The sequence below is a fragment of the Pseudomonas sp. TH34 genome (assembly GCF_016650865.1).
Lineage (GTDB): Bacteria > Pseudomonadota > Gammaproteobacteria > Pseudomonadales > Pseudomonadaceae > Aquipseudomonas > Aquipseudomonas yamanorum.
Genome location: NZ_JAEKFB010000012.1, coordinates 160,384 through 177,979 on the forward strand (window position 1 = coordinate 160,384; position 17,596 = coordinate 177,979).

The window sequence follows — 17,596 nt, forward strand, 5'->3', positions numbered from 1 at the left end:
TGATTGGCCCATGCGGCTGCCTCCAGCGGGAGTGCGGACGGCTGTGGGTTGTTTTCAAGCCATGTTTTTCAGGATTCAACCATGAAACATTTACCCCTTTTGGCGGGCCTGTTCGGCTGCCTGCCTGTCAGCACCTGGGCGATTGAGCTGGCACCGACCACCATTGATGGCGAGCAACCCGGCGATGCCGGCCTGGCCCTGGATCAGTCCAGCGGCATGGCCTCGCGCCTGGGGCTGAGCGTGCGGAAAACTCCGGCTTCCATCAGCATTGCCAATCGCAATGACATCGAGCGCCGAGGCGCCAAGACGTTTCAGGACGCGGCCAATACCCTGCCCGGGGTCAACGCCAGCGCGCCGCCGGGGTTTGGCGGTTTTATCTCTTATCGGGGTTTTACCAGCAGCCAGATTACCCAGATGTTCAATGGCGTCGCGGTGTCCGGCGGCCTGGCTCGCCCGGTGGATGCGTGGATTTATGACCGGGTCGAATTGGTCGGTGGCCCCTCTTCGCTGATCAACGGTGCCGGTTCCGTCGGTGGTTCACTGAACTACGTGACCAAGCTGGCCACCCGTGAGGAACAGGCTGCCGAAGGGCAACTGACGTATGGCAGCTACGACACCGCCGGGATGGCCTTCGGCCTGAACCACGCGCTGACCGAGCCAGGTGCCGAGGTCCAGCATTACGCGCGTCTGGACGTGAGCCGCAACACCAACCACACCTATATCGATCGCCAACAGCGCGATGCCTGGAGCGTGGCGTTTTCCCTGCTGAGCGACTTCACCCCGAACCTGTCCCACACCCTGGCCCTGGAATACCAGGACGAACACGAAGACAGTCCCTACTGGGGCACGCCGGTGCTCAACCCGAAGTCCGGCGAGTTGAAGATCGACAAGCACAACCGTTTCAACAACTACAACGTGGCCGACGGCCGTTATGAACAACGCACAATCTGGGTGCGCTCGATCATCGACTACCGGATCAACGACAGCACCACCCTGAAAAATACCCTCTATCACCTCGACAGCCAGCGCGACTATCGCAACCTGGAAACCTACCAGTACAACGCCGATAACAGCGCGGTGAATCGCTCAACGGCCTATCAGGTGCGGCATCAGGGTGAGCAGAACGGCAACCAGTTCGAGCTGCGCCATGACGACACGTTCTTCGGCTTGAGCACGACCTGGTCGGGCGGCTTTGAGTACAAGGTCAACAGCACCACCAACAACCCGTTGAACGTATCCGCCAAAAACACGGTGGACCCGAACAACTACGATCCGGGGCATTTCTATGATCTTCCCGGCACCAAGCCCGGCTTCGACCCGGACAAGACCAACGCCGTCACCACCAAGGCGTTGTTCGTCGAAAACCGCCTGGGCCTGACCGACAAACTGTCGCTGCTCACGGGCATGCGCTACGACGCGATTGACCTTGAAGTCACCAACCACCGGGACATCACTGCCAGCAATCCCCGGCACGTCAAGCGCAGCTGGGAGCCGGTGACCGGGCGTATCGGCCTGACGTATCAGTTCATTCCACAAGCCAATGTCTACGTGCAATACAGCACCGCCGCCGAACAGCCGAGCAGCACCACCCAGGTGTTCGACGTGTCCACCGGCAAGCAGTGGGAAGTGGGCAGCAAGTTTGACTACCTCGACGGTCGCGGTTCGGCCACCGTCGCTGCCTACAGGATCGAACGGAAGGACTTCGCCGTCACCGACCCGCAGGACCCGACCAACAGCATTCCGGTGGGCGCGCAGACGTCCAAGGGTATCGAACTGGCCAGTTCGTTGCGGGTCACGCCCAAGCTATTGCTGGAGGGCAACTACGCCTGGGTCGATGCCGAGTACGAGGACTTCAACGAGAAAACTGCCAGCGGCGCCGTGGTGTCGCGCAAGGGCAACACGCCGACCAATGTGCCCAGGCAAGTGGGTAATTTGTGGCTGACTTATGACTTTGCGGAGGATTGGCAAGGGGGTGTGGATGCACGGTATGTGGCGTCGGTGTATGCCGACAATGCCAACACCCTGACGGTGCCGGCGTATACCTTGTTTGGGACGTTTTTGACCTACAAAGTGGATCAGCACACCTCCGTGACGGGCCGGGTGCGCAACCTGACCAATGAGGTGTATGCCGAGTTTGCCCATGTGTCGCCGGCGTATTACCTCGGGTCGCCGAGGACGTTTGAGCTGGCGGTGCAGACGAAGTTCTAAAGCCCGGCAAGTTCCAAGGCAAGAATGAGATCAGTGTGGGAGCGGGCTTGCTCGCGAATGCGGTGTGCCAGTCACTGCATCTGGCGACTGACACACCGCGTTCGCGAGCAAGCCCGCTCCCACATTTTTGATCTCAATCGGGCTGTTATATCGGTGTTACTTCAGGCTGGCTTCGACCTTCTGGGCCACATCCTCAGTCAGCCACGCCTTCCAGACTTCCGGATGATCCTTGAGAAACGCCTGGGCAACTTCACGTGGCTGGCTGTGCTTCTCGCTCATCTCGGCCAGCGCCTTGTTCAACGGTTCGATCGGAAAGTCGACCTTGGCGAAGAACTCGGCGATCTGCGGATGCTCTTTCTGGAACGGTGTGGACACACCAATGCTCAGTTTGGAAGCCAGGGAACGTGTAGGTTTCGGGTCAGGATTGTCTGCATCGGTCAGCGTCTTCCACGCCTCGGCATCAAATGGCGGCTCTTCCAGCTGGATCAGTTTGTAGCGCCCCATCAGCGGCGTAGGTGACCAGTAATAGAACAGCACCGGTTTGCCCCGGCGGATCGACGAGGCAATCTCGGCGTCCAGCGCGGCACCCGAGCCACTGCGGAAATTCACGTAGCTGTCATCAAGCCCGTAGGCCTTGAGCTTTTGTTTGTTGACCACTTCCGAGGTCCAGCCAATCGGGCTGTTGAGGAAACGGCCCTTGCTCGGCGCTTCCGGGTCCTTGAACACGTCCTTGTAACGCGCCAGGTCCTTCACGCTGCGCAGTTCCGGCGCCAGGGGCTTGATGCCTTTGGCAGGGTCGCCCTTGACCACGTACTCCGGCACCCACCAGCCTTCGGTGGCGCCCTTGACGATATCCCCAAGGCCCACCACTTTGCCTTCAGCCTCGGCCTTGACCCACACCGGGCTGCGGCCGGCCCATTCTTCGCCGATCACCTGGATGTCGTTTTTCGCCAGGGCGGTTTCCAGGGTAATGGTGGTGCCGGGCAAGGTGTCGGTGGGCAGGTCATAGCCTTTTTCGACAATCACCCGCAGCACCTCGGTGATCAGGCTGCCACTTTCCCAGTTCAGGTCTGCAAAATGAATCGGCACCTGGGCGGCCGAGACCGGCAGCGACGCCGACAGACTCAGGGTCGTCAGCGAGGCCGCCAACAGCGCTCGAATTCCTTTCATGCTTTGCACCTCATGCCTACAGCCATAGCGAATGGCTTTGCTGTTACACCGCGAAGCCTCTGAATACTTAAGTCAACTCAACTGTAGTAGAGGTTCCGGCAAACATGGCATGTCGCAGCTTTTACGGCGGATTGTTCAGCCGCTGCAACTCACGGCGCACCATGCTGGCGAATTCGGCGGGCTTGAGTTCATACAACTGGCCGGCGACCCAGTCCAACCAGGCGCCCTGCAACTCGGACTTGCGGGCAAACAATTGAGCCGCCCTGGCTTGCGCATCGAGCAGATGCTGCTCGTGGAACTGCGCCCTACCCTGGCTCATTACTCGCTGGCCTTGAAGGTCACGAGTTCACCCTTGCGCCATTTGGCGGCCTTGCCGGTGACGGCCTTCAGGGTTTTGGTCAAGCCTTCTACCAGTTGCTCATTGGCGGCGAACACCAACATCACACTGTGGCCTTCCTTGAACACGATGCCCTGGCCTTCGGTCGAGGACACAAAGGCGTAATCGCCCAGGCCATACACCGTCAACTTGATATCGCGAAACTTCAGCTCGAACTTGCCGCCTTCGCGACTGGGCAATACAGCCGCCCGGAAATGATCACCGACCTTGAGTTCCAGGCGTGGCTTGTCGTCCACCACCAGCGCCGATTCGGTATCGATCTCGGCGATGTAGATACCTTCAGGTGTCTGCTCAGTGATGTAGACGAAACGGGATTGAAACTGCTTGACCAACTTTGCGCGCAAATCACCCAGCACGAATAACGCGTGCATATCCAGATTACTGACTGCCAAGGAAACGCCCCCACATCGAAAGGGTGCTGTCCGCCCAAGCGGGCAGCACAAAAAAACGGCCGAAACGGCACGATCACACAACACATCCACTGAAAAAAACTGAAGAAGATCACGCTGCCAAGCCATAAGACTAGTACAGGCGTGCCCGACACACCTTACGCAGGTCGCCAGGCGTTGCAGGAAATCACAGGTTTAACGACCAGAGAACACTGGCCGACCCACTTCAGACAATAACCTTTTAAAAATGCAGTTTTCCGACATCCAACACAGAAACTAATGCCTTGGATGGAACCGGACGCCGGTTGCTGACGACAATACTAAAACAGCACCACGGGTCAAAACCACCCGAAATACTGCAAACGGGTCCGCAAGTTCAATCGACAGGAGCTGATTATGCAACGACCTCAACCGATTGCCACACCCTCGAACACGGGCTCATCTTTTCTGGATGACGGCCAATTCTACTCCCTAAGCGCCCACGACGGTGGCCTGCATTCGGCGCTCTATCGGGTGTTGCCCGCCGGCAGGAACTTCTTCCATATTCTTGAAGTGCCCAGCGGGCGCGTCAAAGGCTTTCGCAGTGGCCATAGCGAGGCTTGCGAACTGGCCAGGCAATTGGAAGCCATCCTCTGCGCCACCCAAGGCTGAACGCCTGGGTTGTCGTTTCGTCATCTGGTTGACTTTACTGCGCCGCCAGCGCGTAACAACTGCCATACTGGTCCGTCCATTGAGATTTGTCCCCTTGCGGTTCAGGTTTCATCAGCGCAATCACCTCCAAGGGAAGGCTATACGTGACGGAATTTGATATTGGCGAATTTTTCATCCATGGCGAAGCCAGGGAAGTAGACGGTGAGTTCCAGGCCGTGATTGTGATGCGGGCCAAGGCTCCCCTGACCACCGTAACGACCCACCAGGTAGAAAAGGACCGCTGGTTCAAAACCGTAGACGCTGCCCACACCGCTGCCAAGGATGCCGCCAAAGCCCTTAAGGCCGCCGTCGATTCAGGCGCGCTGACTTCCTGATTACCCGGCGCGAAAATCCGATCGAACTCTGCCCCGCCACAACCCTCCCATGCATAAGATGATCAGCCCGCATGGAGAACGATATGGAAGCGCCGACTTACACCCTCGAAGACCTGTTTGAACAACTTGGACTGGAATCGTCCCCCGAGGCGATTGACGCCTTTATCGGCGAACACACCCTGCCCAATAACGTAAAGCTGATTGACGCGGATTTCTGGTCACCGCAACAAGCCCAATTTCTCAAAGATGAACTGCGTGAAGACGCAGTCTGGGCAATTGCGGTCGATGAGTTGAACCAGCGCCTGCACCAGCCACGCTGACCTTTCAATGCAGGCTGTCTGACTGCTCCAGGTGCAACAGCGCCTCCCAGGCAGCCCTGCACTCTTCGGCTTCATCGCGGCTGGCAAACGCCGTGCCGCGCTGCTCGCCGTTAAGCAACACCACCCAACAAGCCTTTTGCCCCAGCGCGCGCAGGGTGGGTGGTACGCCACTGCCGATCATCACAGCCACATCGACTTTGGTTTGCATGGAACGCCTCCAGAGAATTAGTTAGCTGGCTAACAATGTTCGCCATGCTACGGTTTTCCTCCAGTTGGAAAAAGCTATCCCCGGAATAGCTCCCTTGCATAACCTGCAACAATCGCCTCGCTGAGTCAGCGCCCCTCGGGTTTATAGCCCAGGCGCAAGCCGCCCCAGTGCCGGCCATTGACCGTGATCGGCACCGACAAGTCGTGCATCAACTCACCGGTATCGCGGGTGTAGGTCTGCAACAACACTGCCTGCTGGTGGCTGCCGCAGCGGATCCCGGTGCGATCTTCAAACTTGCGCTTGGTGCGGTTCTGTACCGCGTCCACCTGGGCATCGCCGGTCAACGTTTGGGAAAACACCTTGTTGTGGGTCGGCACATAACCCTGTGGCGTGCAGGCAATCGCGAACACCAGTCCTTCATGCCGAGGCAACAAGGCTTCCTGGATCGCCGGCAGTACCTGGTCGGTGTAGCCATCAAAGCGCGTGTGGTACTTGCTGGGTTGAGTATTGGGAATGGGGGTGTAGTGGCGGTCGAACAGGTCATCGAGGCTGATGCGGTTTTGCAGGACGTCCGCTTCAAACTGCGCGGCGATCCGGCTCGCCCCTTCGCGGGCGAGGTCATAGATACGCTGGTGATAGTCGTCCAGGCCGACCTCGGCGAGGCGCTCGCTGATGGTTTCGGCCTGCCCTTCCATTTGTACGGCGGCAGCGGCCAACTGTTGGGTTTGCTGGTCGCTGACGGTCAAGTCGCTACGCATCTGCTCCACCGCATGGAACAGGCTGTCGAGTTGGTCGCGGTTAGTGTCCGTGCCTTGGGCGATCTCGTTGACCTGGCCCTCCACGTTCGCCGCCAGGGTGGCGATGCTGTCCAGTTGCTCCCCGGCGTGCTCTACCTGTTCGACACCGGATTGCAGATCCGCCGACAACTGCCGGATCTGCTCCACCACCTGGGCGGTGCGCTGCTGGATATCCGCCACCATCACCCCGACTTCATCGGTCGCCGTGGCGGTTCGCCCGGCCAGGCCACGCACTTCGTCGGCGACGACCGCAAACCCACGACCATGTTCACCGGCCCGCGCGGCTTCAATCGCCGCGTTCAAGGCCAACAGGTTGGTCTGGCTGGCAATCGACTGAATCACCAGGGTGACACGCTGGATTTCTTCGCTGCGCTGGCTCAAGGCCTCGATCAATTGGCGACTGTCGTTGGCGCGCTGACTGAGCTGATGCATGTGGGTGATGGATTGCGCCAGCACCTCACGCCCTTCGGTACTGCGTTGATGAGCCTGGCTGGCAGCGCCGAGGGCCTGGCGGCTCAGCTCCGAGGTGATTTTCTCGGTGCCGATCATCACTTCGGCACTGCTGACGATCTGCTTCGCCGCGCCTAATTGTGATTGCAGCCTGGCCGCCAGTTGCTTGACCGAATAGGCCACGCCGGCAGCAGACAATGCGTTATGGCTGGTGGTGTAGGACAGGTCGCGGGTCAGCTCGCCGATCGCATCGGTGGCTTCGGAAGGTGCGGCGCTGGGGGTGCGATGTGTCAGGCGGGGTAGCCAGATCAGTAGCAGGGCGACCGGCAGGCACAGGTAAATCGACAGTTGGGCGAACGCCAGGCCCAGCAGCAACAGCACCAGGGCGGTACTTTGCAGGAGCGGCGTCAACCAGCCGGGCAACTGTCGCGTCACCGGAGGGGGTGACACTGCTGCGCCCATGAGAGATCCGTCTCCAGCCATGTTCGTTACCCCGCTGCTTGTCGTTATTGTGACTGCATTAGACGCCACTACGTAGCCATTATCCATGGGCCTTTAGTGGGGGGCTTGCAGCAGATCAATAAACGGGGGGAACCAGCTGTTTTCTGCTGGGAACCGGGTAACCCGGCTCCAGCAGTTCACCGCATCAGGCTTGACGCTGGTGCTTGTCGATTTGCTCGTGGCGCTCTTGCGCTTCGATGCAGTACTTGGTGGTCGGGCTGATCAGCAGGCGTTTGAGGCCGATAGGCTCGCCGCTGTCATCGCACCAGCCGAAGGAGTCTTCCTTGATACGGCCCAGGGCCTGCTCAAGTTGCGGCAGCATGCGCTGGTCGCGGTCGATGGCATTCACCAGCCAGGTGCGTTCTTCTTCGACAGACGCGGCATCAGCCGGGTCAGCCGGGGTGTCCAGGCTTTCAATGGCGATGCGGTTCTGCTCGATGCGCTCGTGGTGTTCCACTTTCATGTCTTGCAACAACTTCTCGAAAAAAGCGTGCTGCTCGGCATTCATGTAGTCATCCGCCGGCATGGCCAGCAACTTTTCCTTTGTCATTGATTTCTCTATAAAAAATACGTGCATTAAGGCGAATAAGGGAGCGTTCCGGCCGACCTCTGCAGATCTCGGAAAGGCGCCGTCCATTTCAAGCGCCACCCGGCACTCAATTTACGAGGGGCGGCAGTCTAAGGCCGACTTGAGGGCTCAGCAACTGAAATGACAGGCATTTTTTCCAAGATAACCCGCAAAGGCACCAGGACGGGCTCGGCGAACGGTCATCGGAGTGCGTTTATAGCAAGAAATTCAGTGTTGTGGAGCTATATAGAAGACAAACGGTTAAACGTTGGTGGCAAAACGCCTATGTGGGAGCCGGGCTTGCCCGCGATGCAGGCGACTCGATCTGACAGATTGACCGAGTTGATGCTATCGCAGGCAAGCCAGCTCCCACATTTTGATCTGTGTAAACCTCAGGACCGCGTTAGCGCTTGAGTTTGCGCTTGTTGCGATACTGGTCGATCACCACCGCCACCACGATGATCAGGCCCTTGATGATGTCCTGGATGTACGCATCCACGCCGACGAAGGTAAACCCGCTGGCCATTACCCCGAGGATCAGCGCGCCGATCACGGTGCCGGTGATGCGCCCTACTCCGCCCGCCAGGCTGGTGCCGCCGATCACCGCGGCGGCAATCGCGTCCAGCTCATAGGACATGCCCATGCCCGCCTGCCCGGTGGCTGCCCGTGCCGACGCTACTACACCGGCCAGGCCCGCCAGCAAGCCGGCGATGCTGTAGACGATGATCAGGTGGCGCTTGACGTTGATCCCCGAGGTGCGCGCCGCCTGCATGTTGCCGCCGATGGCGTAGGTGTATTTGCCGTATTTGGTGTAGCGCAGGGCGATATGGAAGATCACCGCCACCACCAGGAAGATCACCACCGGCATCGCGCCGTGGCCGATGGCCGTGTAGGAGTCCGAGAGCATGCTCACCGGCTGGCCTTCGGTGTAGTAACGCGCCAGGCCACGGGCCGAGACCATCATGCCGAGGGTCGCAATAAACGGTGGAATCCCAGTGACCGCAATAATGCTGCCGTTGATTGCCCCCGCCAGCAGCCCAACACCCAGCCCCATCGCCACCGGTATCCACACCGGCAGGTCAGTCAGGGACGGAAACACCGCACGGGAAAAGTCGGAAGTCTGCGCCAGACTGGCGGCGATCATCGCCGACAAGGCCAGCACCGAGCCCGAGGACAAATCAATCCCGGTGGTGATGATCACCTGGGTCACGCCAATCGCCAGCAGACCGATGATCGACACTTGCAGGATCATCAACACCAGGCGCTGGGAGTTCATCAGGAAGCTCTGGTCGCGCACGATCCAGCCGAACAACTCAAACACCAGGCCGATGCCAATCAGCACCAGCAGGATGCTCAGCTCGGTGGGCATGCGTCGACGGTGCTTGACCGGCGCCGCGGCGGGCTTCTTTTCCTCGGGTTTGCTTTCCAGTATCGCGTTCATAACCACTCACCTTTTTTTATCGCGTTGCGCCGGCCGCAACGGGCCGGTGCCGTCTGTTCGTTAGTGGACCGCCGTCATACCGGAAGCCAGTTGCATGACTTTTTCCTGGGTCGCATCCGCGCGGTCCAGGGTGCCCATCAGGTCGCCTTCGTGCATCACCATCACCCGGTCGCTCATGCCCAGCACCTCCGGCAGCTCCGAGGAAATCATGATCACGGCCATGCCTTCGCTGGCCAGGTAGGAAATCAGCCGGTAGATCTCGGCCTTGGCGCCCACGTCGATACCGCGGGTGGGTTCGTCGAGGATCAGCAGCCGCGGGTTGGTCATCAGCCAGCGGGCCAACAGGGCTTTTTGCTGATTGCCACCGGACAAGGTGTCGATGCACTGCTCCAGCGACGGGGTTTTCACCCGCAGCTTGGTGCACATGTCTTCGCACAGGGCACGCAGGGCTTTTTGCTGGATAAAGCCGTTGCCCGAGTAATGCGGCAGCACGGCCATCTCCATGTTTTCCAGTACCGACAGGCAGGGGAACAGGCCGCTGAGCTTGCGGTCTTCGGTCAGCAGCGCGAAGCCCTTCTCGATGGCCATGTGCGGGTCGGTGATGCGCACGGTCTTGCCGTCCAGCTGGATTTCGCCGCCGGAGCTTGGGGTGATGCCGAAAATGGTTTCCGCCACGTTGGTCCGCCCGGACCCCATCAACCCGGCGATGCCGAGAATCTCCCCGGCGTGCAGGTCAAACGACACGCCCTGGAATACCCTGTCCAGGCGCAGGTCGCGCACCGACAGCAGCAGATCGCCGATGGGCTTGTCCCGCACCGGGAACAGCTGGCTCAGCTCACGCCCCACCATCATCGAGATCAGGCTGTCGCTGTCCATGCTGTCGGCCCGCTGCAGGCCGATATAGGCACCATCGCGGAACACCGCGACTTCATCGGCAATGGCGAACACTTCGTTCATCTTATGAGTGATGTAGATGATGCCTTTGCCCTGGGACTTGAGGTCGGCAATGATCGAAAACAGGTGGGCCACTTCCTTGTCGGTAATGGCCGAGGTCGGTTCATCCATGATCAGGATGTCGGAGTCATAGGACACGGCCTTGGCAATCTCGACCATCTGGCGCTCGGCGATGCTCAGGTTGCCGACGTGTTCCTCCGGGTCGAGGTTGATCCGCAACCGCGCCAGCAATTCGGCGGTGCAGCGGTGCATTTCCCGATGGTTGACCATGTGCAGGCCGTTGAGCTGTTCGCGGCCGATCCAGATGTTCTCGGCGATGCTCATGTGGGGCATCAGGTTGAGTTCCTGGTGGATCATCGCGATCCCGGCCTTCTGCGCCGCCAACGGCGTTTCGAATTTGATCGGCTTGCCACGCAAGCGGATTTCACCGGCGTCGGGCTGATAGATGCCGGCGATGATCTTCATCAGCGTCGACTTGCCCGCACCGTTCTCGCCCATCAGCGCCAGCACCGAGCCGGGGCGCACCCGCAGCTGCACATCGGCCAGGGCCACGACGCCGGGAAAGCCTTTGCTGATGTTGGAGATTTCCAGCAGGTAGGGCTCGATCAGCCCGTCGGGTTGAGGGCCCGGCAGCGGGGCTTGCGAAGCAGTCGCTTGAGCAAACATATCGGGTACTCCGTCAGCAGGGCCGCCGTGGCTGCCCTGCCGGTTTATTGTTGTTATTAAGGGCTACTTGAAGTCTTTGACGTTGTCCGGGGTGATCAGCTTGAACGGGATCACCACGTTCTGCTCGACCGGCTCGTGCCTGGCCATCTTGCGCGCCGCTTCCACCGAACCTACGGCCTGGCCATTGGCGTCCTGGAACGCCGACGCGGCCATGTCGCCCTTGGTAATCGCGTTCAAACCGTCCGGAGTGCCATCCACCCCGGCGATCAACACGGTGCCCGGCTTGGTGCCCGCCGACTTCAACGCCATGGACGCACCGATGGCCATCTCGTCGTTGTTGGCCAGCACCGCGTTGAATTCACGGCCTTGGGTCAGCCAGTCGTTGACCAGGGTCATGCCCTTGTCACGCAGCCAGATGCCGGTCTGTTCCTGCTCGATCTTGATGTCCGGGTATTTGGCCAGAACTTCCTTAACACCCTTGGTGCGGTTGGTGGTGGAGTTGTTCGCCAGGTCACCCAACAGGATTACGATCTTGCCCTTGCCGCCGAGCTTTTCGGCGATGTACTGCATTTGCAGGCGACCCGCCTCGACGTCATTGGAGGTCACGGCCACGATGCCTTTGGGCAGATCCGTCTGGTCGGGACGACGGTTGACGTACACCAGCGGAATGCCCGCTGCGAGGGCCGCTTTACTGATATTGGCGGTAGACGCCGTGTCGACCGGGTTGACGATGATGGCGTCGACTTTCTGGCTGATAAAGTTCTCGACCTGGCTCAGTTGCTTGACCACGTCGGCGCGGGCGTCTTCGAACTGCAGCTGCACGCCGTCACCCTTTGGGTAGGACTTGGCTTGCTTGTCCATGTCCTCACGCAGGTAAGTCAGGAAGGTGTCATCGAACGCCGACATGCTCACGCCCACCTTGATATCGGCTGCCGTGGCGAAACCACTGGCGAGCATCATGGACAGGGCCAGCGCGGTAAAACGGATCGGGGTCTTCATGAACGGTCTGTCTCCAATTTCTTGTTGGTTTTGTGGACGTTGCGTTTTTCAGAGCGAAGCGGTCGGCAGTCGAATGATCGGCGCCCCCGGAATGCAGCACACCAGGGAGCCCTTGCTTTCGACGCACAGGACATTCAGGAGGGAGAAGTAAAACGGCCGGGCGCGGGGCAGACCGCGAGGCTTGAGGGCAGGACGTAAAACTCGCAGTACAGCGTTGAAGATTTTCATCTGACGGTACCTGGTTGTTTTGATCTTGTTTTTGTCGAGTCGCCCGAATCGAGTCCGAACGTACTTTATGCAACCTGGAAATGACTTTATTGGAAAATAATTTCCATATCAACCTGTTTTAGAATTTTATTCTATTTTTCATCTGTGCGGCTCCACAGCCGCCATTTCCACCACCTGCTGACGCTCGGCACTCAGGCGTGCCGCGTCCAGTACACGGGTGGTTGCCAAGGCATCCAGGACGTTCACCGGCAACTCGCCATGGCCTTCCACGGCGCTTTGCAGCTGACTGTAGAACTGATTCCAACGGCCCTTTTCCGACGGCACCCGCTCACGATCCGGACCTTGCTCGAACCAGCCCCAGCGTCGGTGCTCTTCGGCGCCCCAGTGCTCGCCTTCGGTTTTCGGGGTCTTGCCGGCCAGCAGCGCGTCTTCCTGACCGTCCAGCCCTTCGACGGTGTAACAACCGGCGGTGCCATTTACCCGAAAACGCGGGGCCTGGCTGTTTTGCAGGGCGCTGCCCCACAGGTGCGAAATCACCCCGTTGGCGTGGGTCAGCGATACAAAGAAGCCGTGATCCACGTTGGGCTCATCGGCGGTGTAGTGCAACTGGGCGAAGACCCGGTCCACCGGGCCAAACAGCTGCATGGCCTGGTCCACCAGATGGCTGCCCAGGTCCCGCAGGAAACCGCCGCCACTGGCATTGCCCACGGAGTCTGGGTTGTAGCGCTCCACCCGGGATTCAAAGCGGGTGATGGTGCCCAGGGCGCCGGCATCGATCAGCTTGCGCAGGGTCAGGAAATCCGAATCCCAGCGCCGGTTCTGGTAGACGCTGAGCAGCACGCCCTGGCGCTCGGCGGCGGTAATCAAGGCCTGGGCCTGTTCGGCGTTGCTGGCGAAGGGTTTGTCGCTGACCACCGCCACCCCGTGCTCGATGGCCTCCAGCACCAGGGCCGGACGGCCCTTGAGGGTGGTGGAGATCACCAGCACGTCGACACCGGCCTCGGTGATCTGCCCGATGCTGTCGAAGGCTTTCACACCGGGGTGATCGGTTGCCAGTTGCTGGCGACGCTCGGGTGACCGCGTCACCACGCCGACAAAGGTCGCCCCCGGCAGGCTGGCTATCAGGGGTGCATGAAATACACGGCCACCTTTGCCGTATCCAACCAGTCCGATTCGCATGGGTCGATTCCTTGATCGTTCCCACGCTCTGCGTGGGAATGTAGCCCGTGACGCTCTGCGTCACATTAAGAGCGGACGCGGAGCGTCCAGCGAGGCGTTCCCACGCAGAGCGTGGGAACGATCTATCTAACAGCAAAGTTCGCGGGTGACCCGCTCCAGCATCATCCGGTTGGACTCATCCGGCCGGTCTTCCCAGGCAAACACCGAGACCGTGGCGATGCCGTCGAACTTGATTTCCCGCAGGGTGCCGAAAAACGCCTCCCAGTTCACCTCGCCCTGGCCGATGTCCAGGTGCTGGTGCACGGTGGCGGTGACGCCCGGCGGGTTGACGATGTAGCGCAGGTTGGACGAAGCGCGGTGGTTGTAGGTGTCGGCGATGATCAAGTGACTGAGTTTGGAGCCTGCGTACTTGAGCATCGAGGCGATATCGCCCTTGCCGTCGTCATAGAAGAACGTGTGCGGCGCGGCGTAGAGGTAGTTGATCCAGTCGCGGTCGAGGCCGCGAATGATGTCTACCGACTCGTTGTTACGCTCGCAGAAGTCGTACGGGTGCGCCTGGATATCCAGCTTGACGCCTTCGCGTTCGAACTCCGGCATCAGCTCGTCCATGGAGCGCATGAACTGGTTCTCGCACACCAGCGGGTTGTCGGACTGGCCGGTGAATTCGGTGTTGACCAGCTCGCAGTCCATTTCCACGGCGATCTGGATCGCGCGTTTCCAGTTGCGTACGGCGGCAACCCGCAGGCCTTCGTCGGCGGCGGCCCAGTGGTACATGGGCAGCAGGGATGAGAGTTGCACGCCGGCATCGCTCAAGGCCTTGCGAAACTCCTTGATGCGCGCTCGGTCGACCCGGGCTGACTTGTAGAACGGCAGGAAGTCTTCACGGGGTGAGAGTTCGATGTGCTGGTAGCCGAGCTCGGCGGCCTTGTCGACCATTTGGCCGAGGGGCAGGTGGCGGTACATGTAGGGGTCTAATGCGATGCGCATAATATGAAGTCTCCCGGATCGCCTTATGTGGGAGCGGGCTTGCTCGCGAATGCGGTGTGTCAGTTAATGAATTTGGATACTGATCCACCGCATTCGCGAGCAAGCCCGCTCCCACACTGACTGCGTTACATCAGTGAGGGTTGTGGTTAGCCGTAGAAGTGCGGTCGGTCTGGCAGCCCCACCTTCACAATCTGCCCACTGTTCTGCGCCTCAATGCACGCATCCGCCGCCACCGCCGCCGCAAAACCATCCCACGCCGACGGCCCGCCTACCTGCCCTGCCCTTACGCCATCGATAAACGCTTGCAACTCGACGTCATACGCCGCGATAAACCGGTCTTTCCAATCCATCAGAATTGCATTCGACAGCTTGGCCTCACTGCGCATCTGCACCTGGGACGGCTCCGGCAATTTCGCAATACCGGTCTCCCCCACCACTTCACACTGAATGTCGTAGCCGTACTGGCAGTTCACAAACACTTCCACATCGATGCGCGTGCCCTTGGCGGTTTCCAGCAGCACGATCTGTGGGTCGCGCAAGTGCGCCAGCGCCTTGCTCGATTTACGCGGGAACACCACTTGCACCGACACATAGTCATCAGCCAGCAACCAGCGCAACACATCCAGCTCGTGGATCAGCGTGTCGGTGATCGCCATGTCGGTCTTGTAGTTCTCACCCACCCTCGGGTTACGGTGCGCGCAGTGCAGCATCAACGGCTCGCCGATCTGGCCGCTGTCGATCACGGCTTTCAAGGCGCGATAGCCTTGGTCATAGGGACGCATGAAACCCACCTGCACCAGGCGCTTGCCGTGGGCCACTTCGGCCTCGACGATCTTGCGGCAGCCTTCGGCAGTCACCGCCAGCGGCTTCTCGCAGAACACCGGCTTGCCGGCCGCAATCGCCGCCAGCACGAACTCTTCGTGGCTCGGGCCCCAGGAGGTCACCAGCACCGCTTCAACTTGCGGCGAGTTGATCAGCGCGTGGCCGTCCGGGTAGATCTCGGCGGTGAGTTTCAGGTCCGAGACGACCTTGGCAGCCTGCTCAAGGTTGATGTCGGTCACGGCCACCACCTGGCTGTTGAGCAGGGTCTGGCTGCAACGACGAATATGATCCTGGCCAATGGCGCCAGTACCGATAACTCCAAGCTTCAACGACATGAAAACACTCCTCTTGTTATTAGTACTGCCGAGCCTTGGCCAGGCGTTCATTGAGTTGTTTGGCCACCGCATCGGTGCGCGCGCTGGTGGACACCTGCGCCACACCGACGCGCCACCACGACAGGTATTTGTGGATCATGGTTTTCGGCAGGACCTTGATATCAATCAGCGTCGATACCGTTTGCGTGCGCGCATCGGCCAGCGCCGCCTGCAACTGCTCCACGGTGTTGACCTTGTAGGTCTTGCAGCCATAGGCCGCCGCGCTCATGGCGAAGTCCACCGGGACGAAACCGCCGTCGAGCTTGCCGGTCTCGGGGTTGCGAAAGCGGAACTCGGTGCCGAAGCTGTCCATGCCGTGTTCCATCTGCAAATTGTTGATGCAGCCAAAGGTCATGTTGTCCAGCAGCACCACGTTGATCTTGCGCCGCTCCTGGATCGAGGTGGCCAGCTCCGAGTGCAGCATCATGTAGGAACCGTCGCCCACCAGTGCGTACACCTCGCGCTCAGGCTCGGCCAGCTTCACGCCCAATGCGGCGTTGACCTCGTAACCCATGCACGAATAACCGTATTCGACGTGGTAGGTGTTCACGCCCTTGCTGCGCCAGCTGCGCTGCAGGTCACCCGGCAGGCTGCCGGCGGCGGCGACGATGATCGCGTCGTCGGCCAGGGTTTCGTTGAGCACACCGAGTACGCGGCTTTGGGTCAGGCAGGAACCGGTCAATTCGATGAATTCGCGCAGCACCGCCGGGTCCATGTGGTCGTTGATTTCCGGGACGAAGTTTTCAGTCTGGTATTCAGCCTGGTAGATGCGGTCGACCTCGACGTCCAACTGCGCCTTGGCATCCCGTGGTTGATCGCCCCAGCTGGACCGGTAGTCGCCCAAAGCCTCAGCCAAGGCTTCCAGGCCGACCTTGGCATCCGCCAGCAGCTGCACGCCATCGAGTTTCAGTGCGTCGCAGGGGCTGATGTTCAGGTTGAGAAACTGCACCTCGGGATGCTTGAACAGCGACTTCGACGAGGTGGTGAAATCGGTATAGCGCGTGCCGATGCCGATGATCAGGTCGGCTTCCGGTGCCAGCAGGTTTGCCGCCAGGCAGCCGGTTTCACCGAGGCCGCCGAGGTTCAGCGGATGGCTTGAAACCACCGCACTCTTGCCCGCCTGGGTTTCCGCGAAAGGAATGTCGAAGCGCTCGGCAAAGGCTTGCAACGCGGCATTCGCGCCGGAGTACTTGACCCCGCCACCACACACGATCAGCGGTTTGCGCTTGCCCTTGAACGCCGCCACGGCATCCCCCAGCATCGCTTCGGTCGCCGGGCGCCGGTCGATCCGGTGCACGCGCTTTTGCAGGAAGTAGTCCGGGTAATCCCAGGCTTCGCCCTGTACATCCTGTGGCAGGGCCAGGGTCACGGCGCCGGTTTCCGCAGGGTCGGTGAGCACGCGCATGGCGTGGATCGCCGCCGTCATCAGCTGTTCCGGGCGGTTGATGCGGTCCCAGTATTTGCTGACCGCACGAAAGGCGTCGTTGGTGCTGATGCTCAAGTCGTGGAACTGCTCGATCTGTTGCAGCACCGGATCGGGCTGGCGACTGGCGTACACATCACCGGGCAACAGCAGCAGCGGAATCCGGTTGGCGGTCGCGGTCGCCGCGGCAGTCAACATATTCGCCGCGCCCGGTCCCACCGAAGAGCTGCACGCGTAGATCTTGCGGCGCAGGTGCTGCTTGGCAAAACCAATCGCCGCGTGGGCCATGCCTTGCTCGTTGCGGCCCTGATGCACCACCAGGTCGCCGCTGTCCTGCTCCAGGGCCTGGCCCAGGCCCAGCACATTACCGTGGCCGAAAATCGTGAAGATGCCGGCGACAAACTTGCTTTGAATACCGTCGACTTCGATGTACTGGTTATCCAGAAACTTCACCAGGGCCTGGGCCATGGTCAATCGGGTTGTGGTCATG

The 17,596-nt window shown here is 60.2% G+C and carries 18 protein-coding genes; 4 read left to right on the forward strand and 14 right to left on the reverse strand.

The features are described 5' to 3' along the window. Positions 1–81: 81 nt before the first annotated feature. Positions 82–2,208, forward strand: coding sequence for a TonB-dependent receptor (locus JFU58_RS08920; protein ID WP_201140296.1), 2,127 nt, complete (start codon positions 82–84; stop codon positions 2,206–2,208). Positions 2,209–2,364: 156 nt separating this feature from the next. On the opposite strand, the gene JFU58_RS08925 is transcribed toward JFU58_RS08920, so the two are convergent. From JFU58_RS08925 to JFU58_RS08935, 3 genes are all read right to left on the reverse strand, one after another. After that, entirely contained in the window at positions 2,365–3,378 is a 1,014-nt protein-coding gene (locus JFU58_RS08925) for an ABC transporter substrate-binding protein (RefSeq protein ID WP_201140298.1), read from the reverse strand. 121 nt (positions 3,379–3,499) lie between these two features. Then, a complete protein-coding gene (locus tag JFU58_RS08930) occupies positions 3,500–3,697 on the reverse strand; it encodes a hypothetical protein (protein ID WP_177026395.1) in 198 nt (65 codons plus the stop codon). Next, positions 3,697–4,167, reverse strand: a complete 471-nt coding sequence (locus tag JFU58_RS08935; RefSeq protein ID WP_032869128.1) for a hypothetical protein — start codon at positions 4,165–4,167, stop codon at positions 3,697–3,699. Before JFU58_RS08935 ends, JFU58_RS08930 begins: the two co-directional genes overlap by 1 nt. Positions 4,168–4,560: 393 nt before the next feature. On the opposite strand from JFU58_RS08935, the gene JFU58_RS08940 reads away from it, so the two are divergent. The 3 genes from JFU58_RS08940 to JFU58_RS08950 all read left to right on the forward strand — a co-directional run bounded on the left by JFU58_RS08940 (position 4,561) and on the right by JFU58_RS08950 (position 5,509). Next, positions 4,561–4,815 (forward strand): hypothetical protein, encoded by a 255-nt coding sequence (locus JFU58_RS08940; protein ID WP_063029378.1) that lies wholly within the window; start codon positions 4,561–4,563, stop codon positions 4,813–4,815. A 143-nt stretch (positions 4,816–4,958) separates the two neighbouring features. Then, on the forward strand, positions 4,959–5,189 hold the full coding sequence (locus JFU58_RS08945; RefSeq protein ID WP_017479907.1) for a hypothetical protein: 231 nt from the start codon (positions 4,959–4,961) through the stop codon (positions 5,187–5,189). Positions 5,190–5,272: 83 nt separating this feature from the next. After that, positions 5,273–5,509: a DUF2789 domain-containing protein gene (locus tag JFU58_RS08950; RefSeq protein WP_201140300.1), complete on the forward strand. Its 237-nt coding sequence runs from the start codon at positions 5,273–5,275 to the stop codon at positions 5,507–5,509. A gap of 4 nt (positions 5,510–5,513) precedes the next feature. On the opposite strand, the gene JFU58_RS08955 is transcribed toward JFU58_RS08950, so the two are convergent. The 11 genes from JFU58_RS08955 to iolD all read right to left on the reverse strand — a co-directional run bounded on the left by JFU58_RS08955 (position 5,514) and on the right by iolD (position 17,595). Then, the gene (locus JFU58_RS08955) at positions 5,514–5,717 is read right to left on the reverse strand and encodes a hypothetical protein (protein ID WP_003214710.1); all 204 of its coding nucleotides are present in this window, start codon (positions 5,715–5,717) and stop codon (positions 5,514–5,516) included. A 125-nt stretch (positions 5,718–5,842) separates the two neighbouring features. Then, on the reverse strand, positions 5,843–7,513 hold the full coding sequence (locus JFU58_RS08960) for a methyl-accepting chemotaxis protein (RefSeq protein ID WP_446739976.1): 1,671 nt from the start codon (positions 7,511–7,513) through the stop codon (positions 5,843–5,845). Positions 7,514–7,610: 97 nt separating this feature from the next. Further along, a complete protein-coding gene (locus JFU58_RS08965) occupies positions 7,611–8,015 on the reverse strand; it encodes a TraR/DksA family transcriptional regulator (RefSeq protein ID WP_003214706.1) in 405 nt (134 codons plus the stop codon). A gap of 421 nt (positions 8,016–8,436) precedes the next feature. Beyond that, on the reverse strand, positions 8,437–9,474 hold the full coding sequence (locus tag JFU58_RS08970; protein WP_003214704.1) for an ABC transporter permease: 1,038 nt from the start codon (positions 9,472–9,474) through the stop codon (positions 8,437–8,439). A 60-nt stretch (positions 9,475–9,534) separates the two neighbouring features. Beyond that, positions 9,535–11,094, reverse strand: a complete 1,560-nt coding sequence (locus tag JFU58_RS08975) for a sugar ABC transporter ATP-binding protein (RefSeq protein ID WP_201140304.1) — start codon at positions 11,092–11,094, stop codon at positions 9,535–9,537. Positions 11,095–11,157: 63 nt separating this feature from the next. Further along, positions 11,158–12,093, reverse strand: a complete 936-nt coding sequence (locus JFU58_RS08980; RefSeq protein WP_010173158.1) for a sugar ABC transporter substrate-binding protein — start codon at positions 12,091–12,093, stop codon at positions 11,158–11,160. A 48-nt stretch (positions 12,094–12,141) separates the two neighbouring features. Further along, a complete protein-coding gene (locus tag JFU58_RS08985; RefSeq protein ID WP_093209105.1) occupies positions 12,142–12,321 on the reverse strand; it encodes a hypothetical protein in 180 nt (59 codons plus the stop codon). Between the two features lie 138 nt (positions 12,322–12,459). Then, a complete protein-coding gene (locus JFU58_RS08990; RefSeq protein ID WP_063029369.1) occupies positions 12,460–13,500 on the reverse strand; it encodes a Gfo/Idh/MocA family protein in 1,041 nt (346 codons plus the stop codon). Positions 13,501–13,626: 126 nt separating this feature from the next. Beyond that, a complete protein-coding gene (locus JFU58_RS08995; RefSeq protein ID WP_201140306.1) occupies positions 13,627–14,487 on the reverse strand; it encodes a sugar phosphate isomerase/epimerase family protein in 861 nt (286 codons plus the stop codon). Between the two features lie 146 nt (positions 14,488–14,633). Next, positions 14,634–15,644, reverse strand: coding sequence for a Gfo/Idh/MocA family protein (locus tag JFU58_RS09000; RefSeq protein WP_201140308.1), 1,011 nt, complete (start codon positions 15,642–15,644; stop codon positions 14,634–14,636). A gap of 19 nt (positions 15,645–15,663) precedes the next feature. After that, positions 15,664–17,595 (reverse strand): 3D-(3,5/4)-trihydroxycyclohexane-1,2-dione acylhydrolase (decyclizing), encoded by a 1,932-nt coding sequence (gene iolD / locus JFU58_RS09005; RefSeq protein WP_201140309.1) that lies wholly within the window; start codon positions 17,593–17,595, stop codon positions 15,664–15,666. Position 17,596 lies beyond the last annotated feature (1 nt).

What these genes read in the sequence shown, in the direction of transcription:
- JFU58_RS08975 (WP_201140304.1), bottom strand. Translation starts at nt 11,094, where the DNA reads ATGTTTGCTCAAGCGACTGCTTCGCAAGCCCCGCTGCCGGGCCCTCAA.
- iolD (WP_201140309.1), bottom strand. Translation starts at nt 17,595, where the DNA reads ATGACCACAACCCGATTGACCATGGCCCAGGCCCTGGTGAAGTTTCTG.
- JFU58_RS08955 (WP_003214710.1), bottom strand. Translation starts at nt 5,717, where the DNA reads ATGCAAACCAAAGTCGATGTGGCTGTGATGATCGGCAGTGGCGTACCA.
- JFU58_RS08990 (WP_063029369.1), bottom strand. Translation starts at nt 13,500, where the DNA reads ATGCGAATCGGACTGGTTGGATACGGCAAAGGTGGCCGTGTATTTCAT.
- JFU58_RS08995 (WP_201140306.1), bottom strand. Translation starts at nt 14,487, where the DNA reads ATGCGCATCGCATTAGACCCCTACATGTACCGCCACCTGCCCCTCGGC.
- JFU58_RS08970 (WP_003214704.1), bottom strand. Translation starts at nt 9,474, where the DNA reads ATGAACGCGATACTGGAAAGCAAACCCGAGGAAAAGAAGCCCGCCGCG.
- JFU58_RS08940 (WP_063029378.1), top strand. Translation starts at nt 4,561, where the DNA reads ATGCAACGACCTCAACCGATTGCCACACCCTCGAACACGGGCTCATCT.
- JFU58_RS08925 (WP_201140298.1), bottom strand. Translation starts at nt 3,378, where the DNA reads ATGAAAGGAATTCGAGCGCTGTTGGCGGCCTCGCTGACGACCCTGAGT.
- JFU58_RS08985 (WP_093209105.1), bottom strand. Translation starts at nt 12,321, where the DNA reads ATGAAAATCTTCAACGCTGTACTGCGAGTTTTACGTCCTGCCCTCAAG.
- JFU58_RS08950 (WP_201140300.1), top strand. Translation starts at nt 5,273, where the DNA reads ATGGAAGCGCCGACTTACACCCTCGAAGACCTGTTTGAACAACTTGGA.
- JFU58_RS08965 (WP_003214706.1), bottom strand. Translation starts at nt 8,015, where the DNA reads ATGACAAAGGAAAAGTTGCTGGCCATGCCGGCGGATGACTACATGAAT.
- JFU58_RS08960 (WP_446739976.1), bottom strand. Translation starts at nt 7,513, where the DNA reads ATGGATAATGGCTACGTAGTGGCGTCTAATGCAGTCACAATAACGACA.
- JFU58_RS08980 (WP_010173158.1), bottom strand. Translation starts at nt 12,093, where the DNA reads ATGAAGACCCCGATCCGTTTTACCGCGCTGGCCCTGTCCATGATGCTC.
- JFU58_RS08920 (WP_201140296.1), top strand. Translation starts at nt 82, where the DNA reads ATGAAACATTTACCCCTTTTGGCGGGCCTGTTCGGCTGCCTGCCTGTC.
- JFU58_RS09000 (WP_201140308.1), bottom strand. Translation starts at nt 15,644, where the DNA reads ATGTCGTTGAAGCTTGGAGTTATCGGTACTGGCGCCATTGGCCAGGAT.
- JFU58_RS08930 (WP_177026395.1), bottom strand. Translation starts at nt 3,697, where the DNA reads ATGAGCCAGGGTAGGGCGCAGTTCCACGAGCAGCATCTGCTCGATGCG.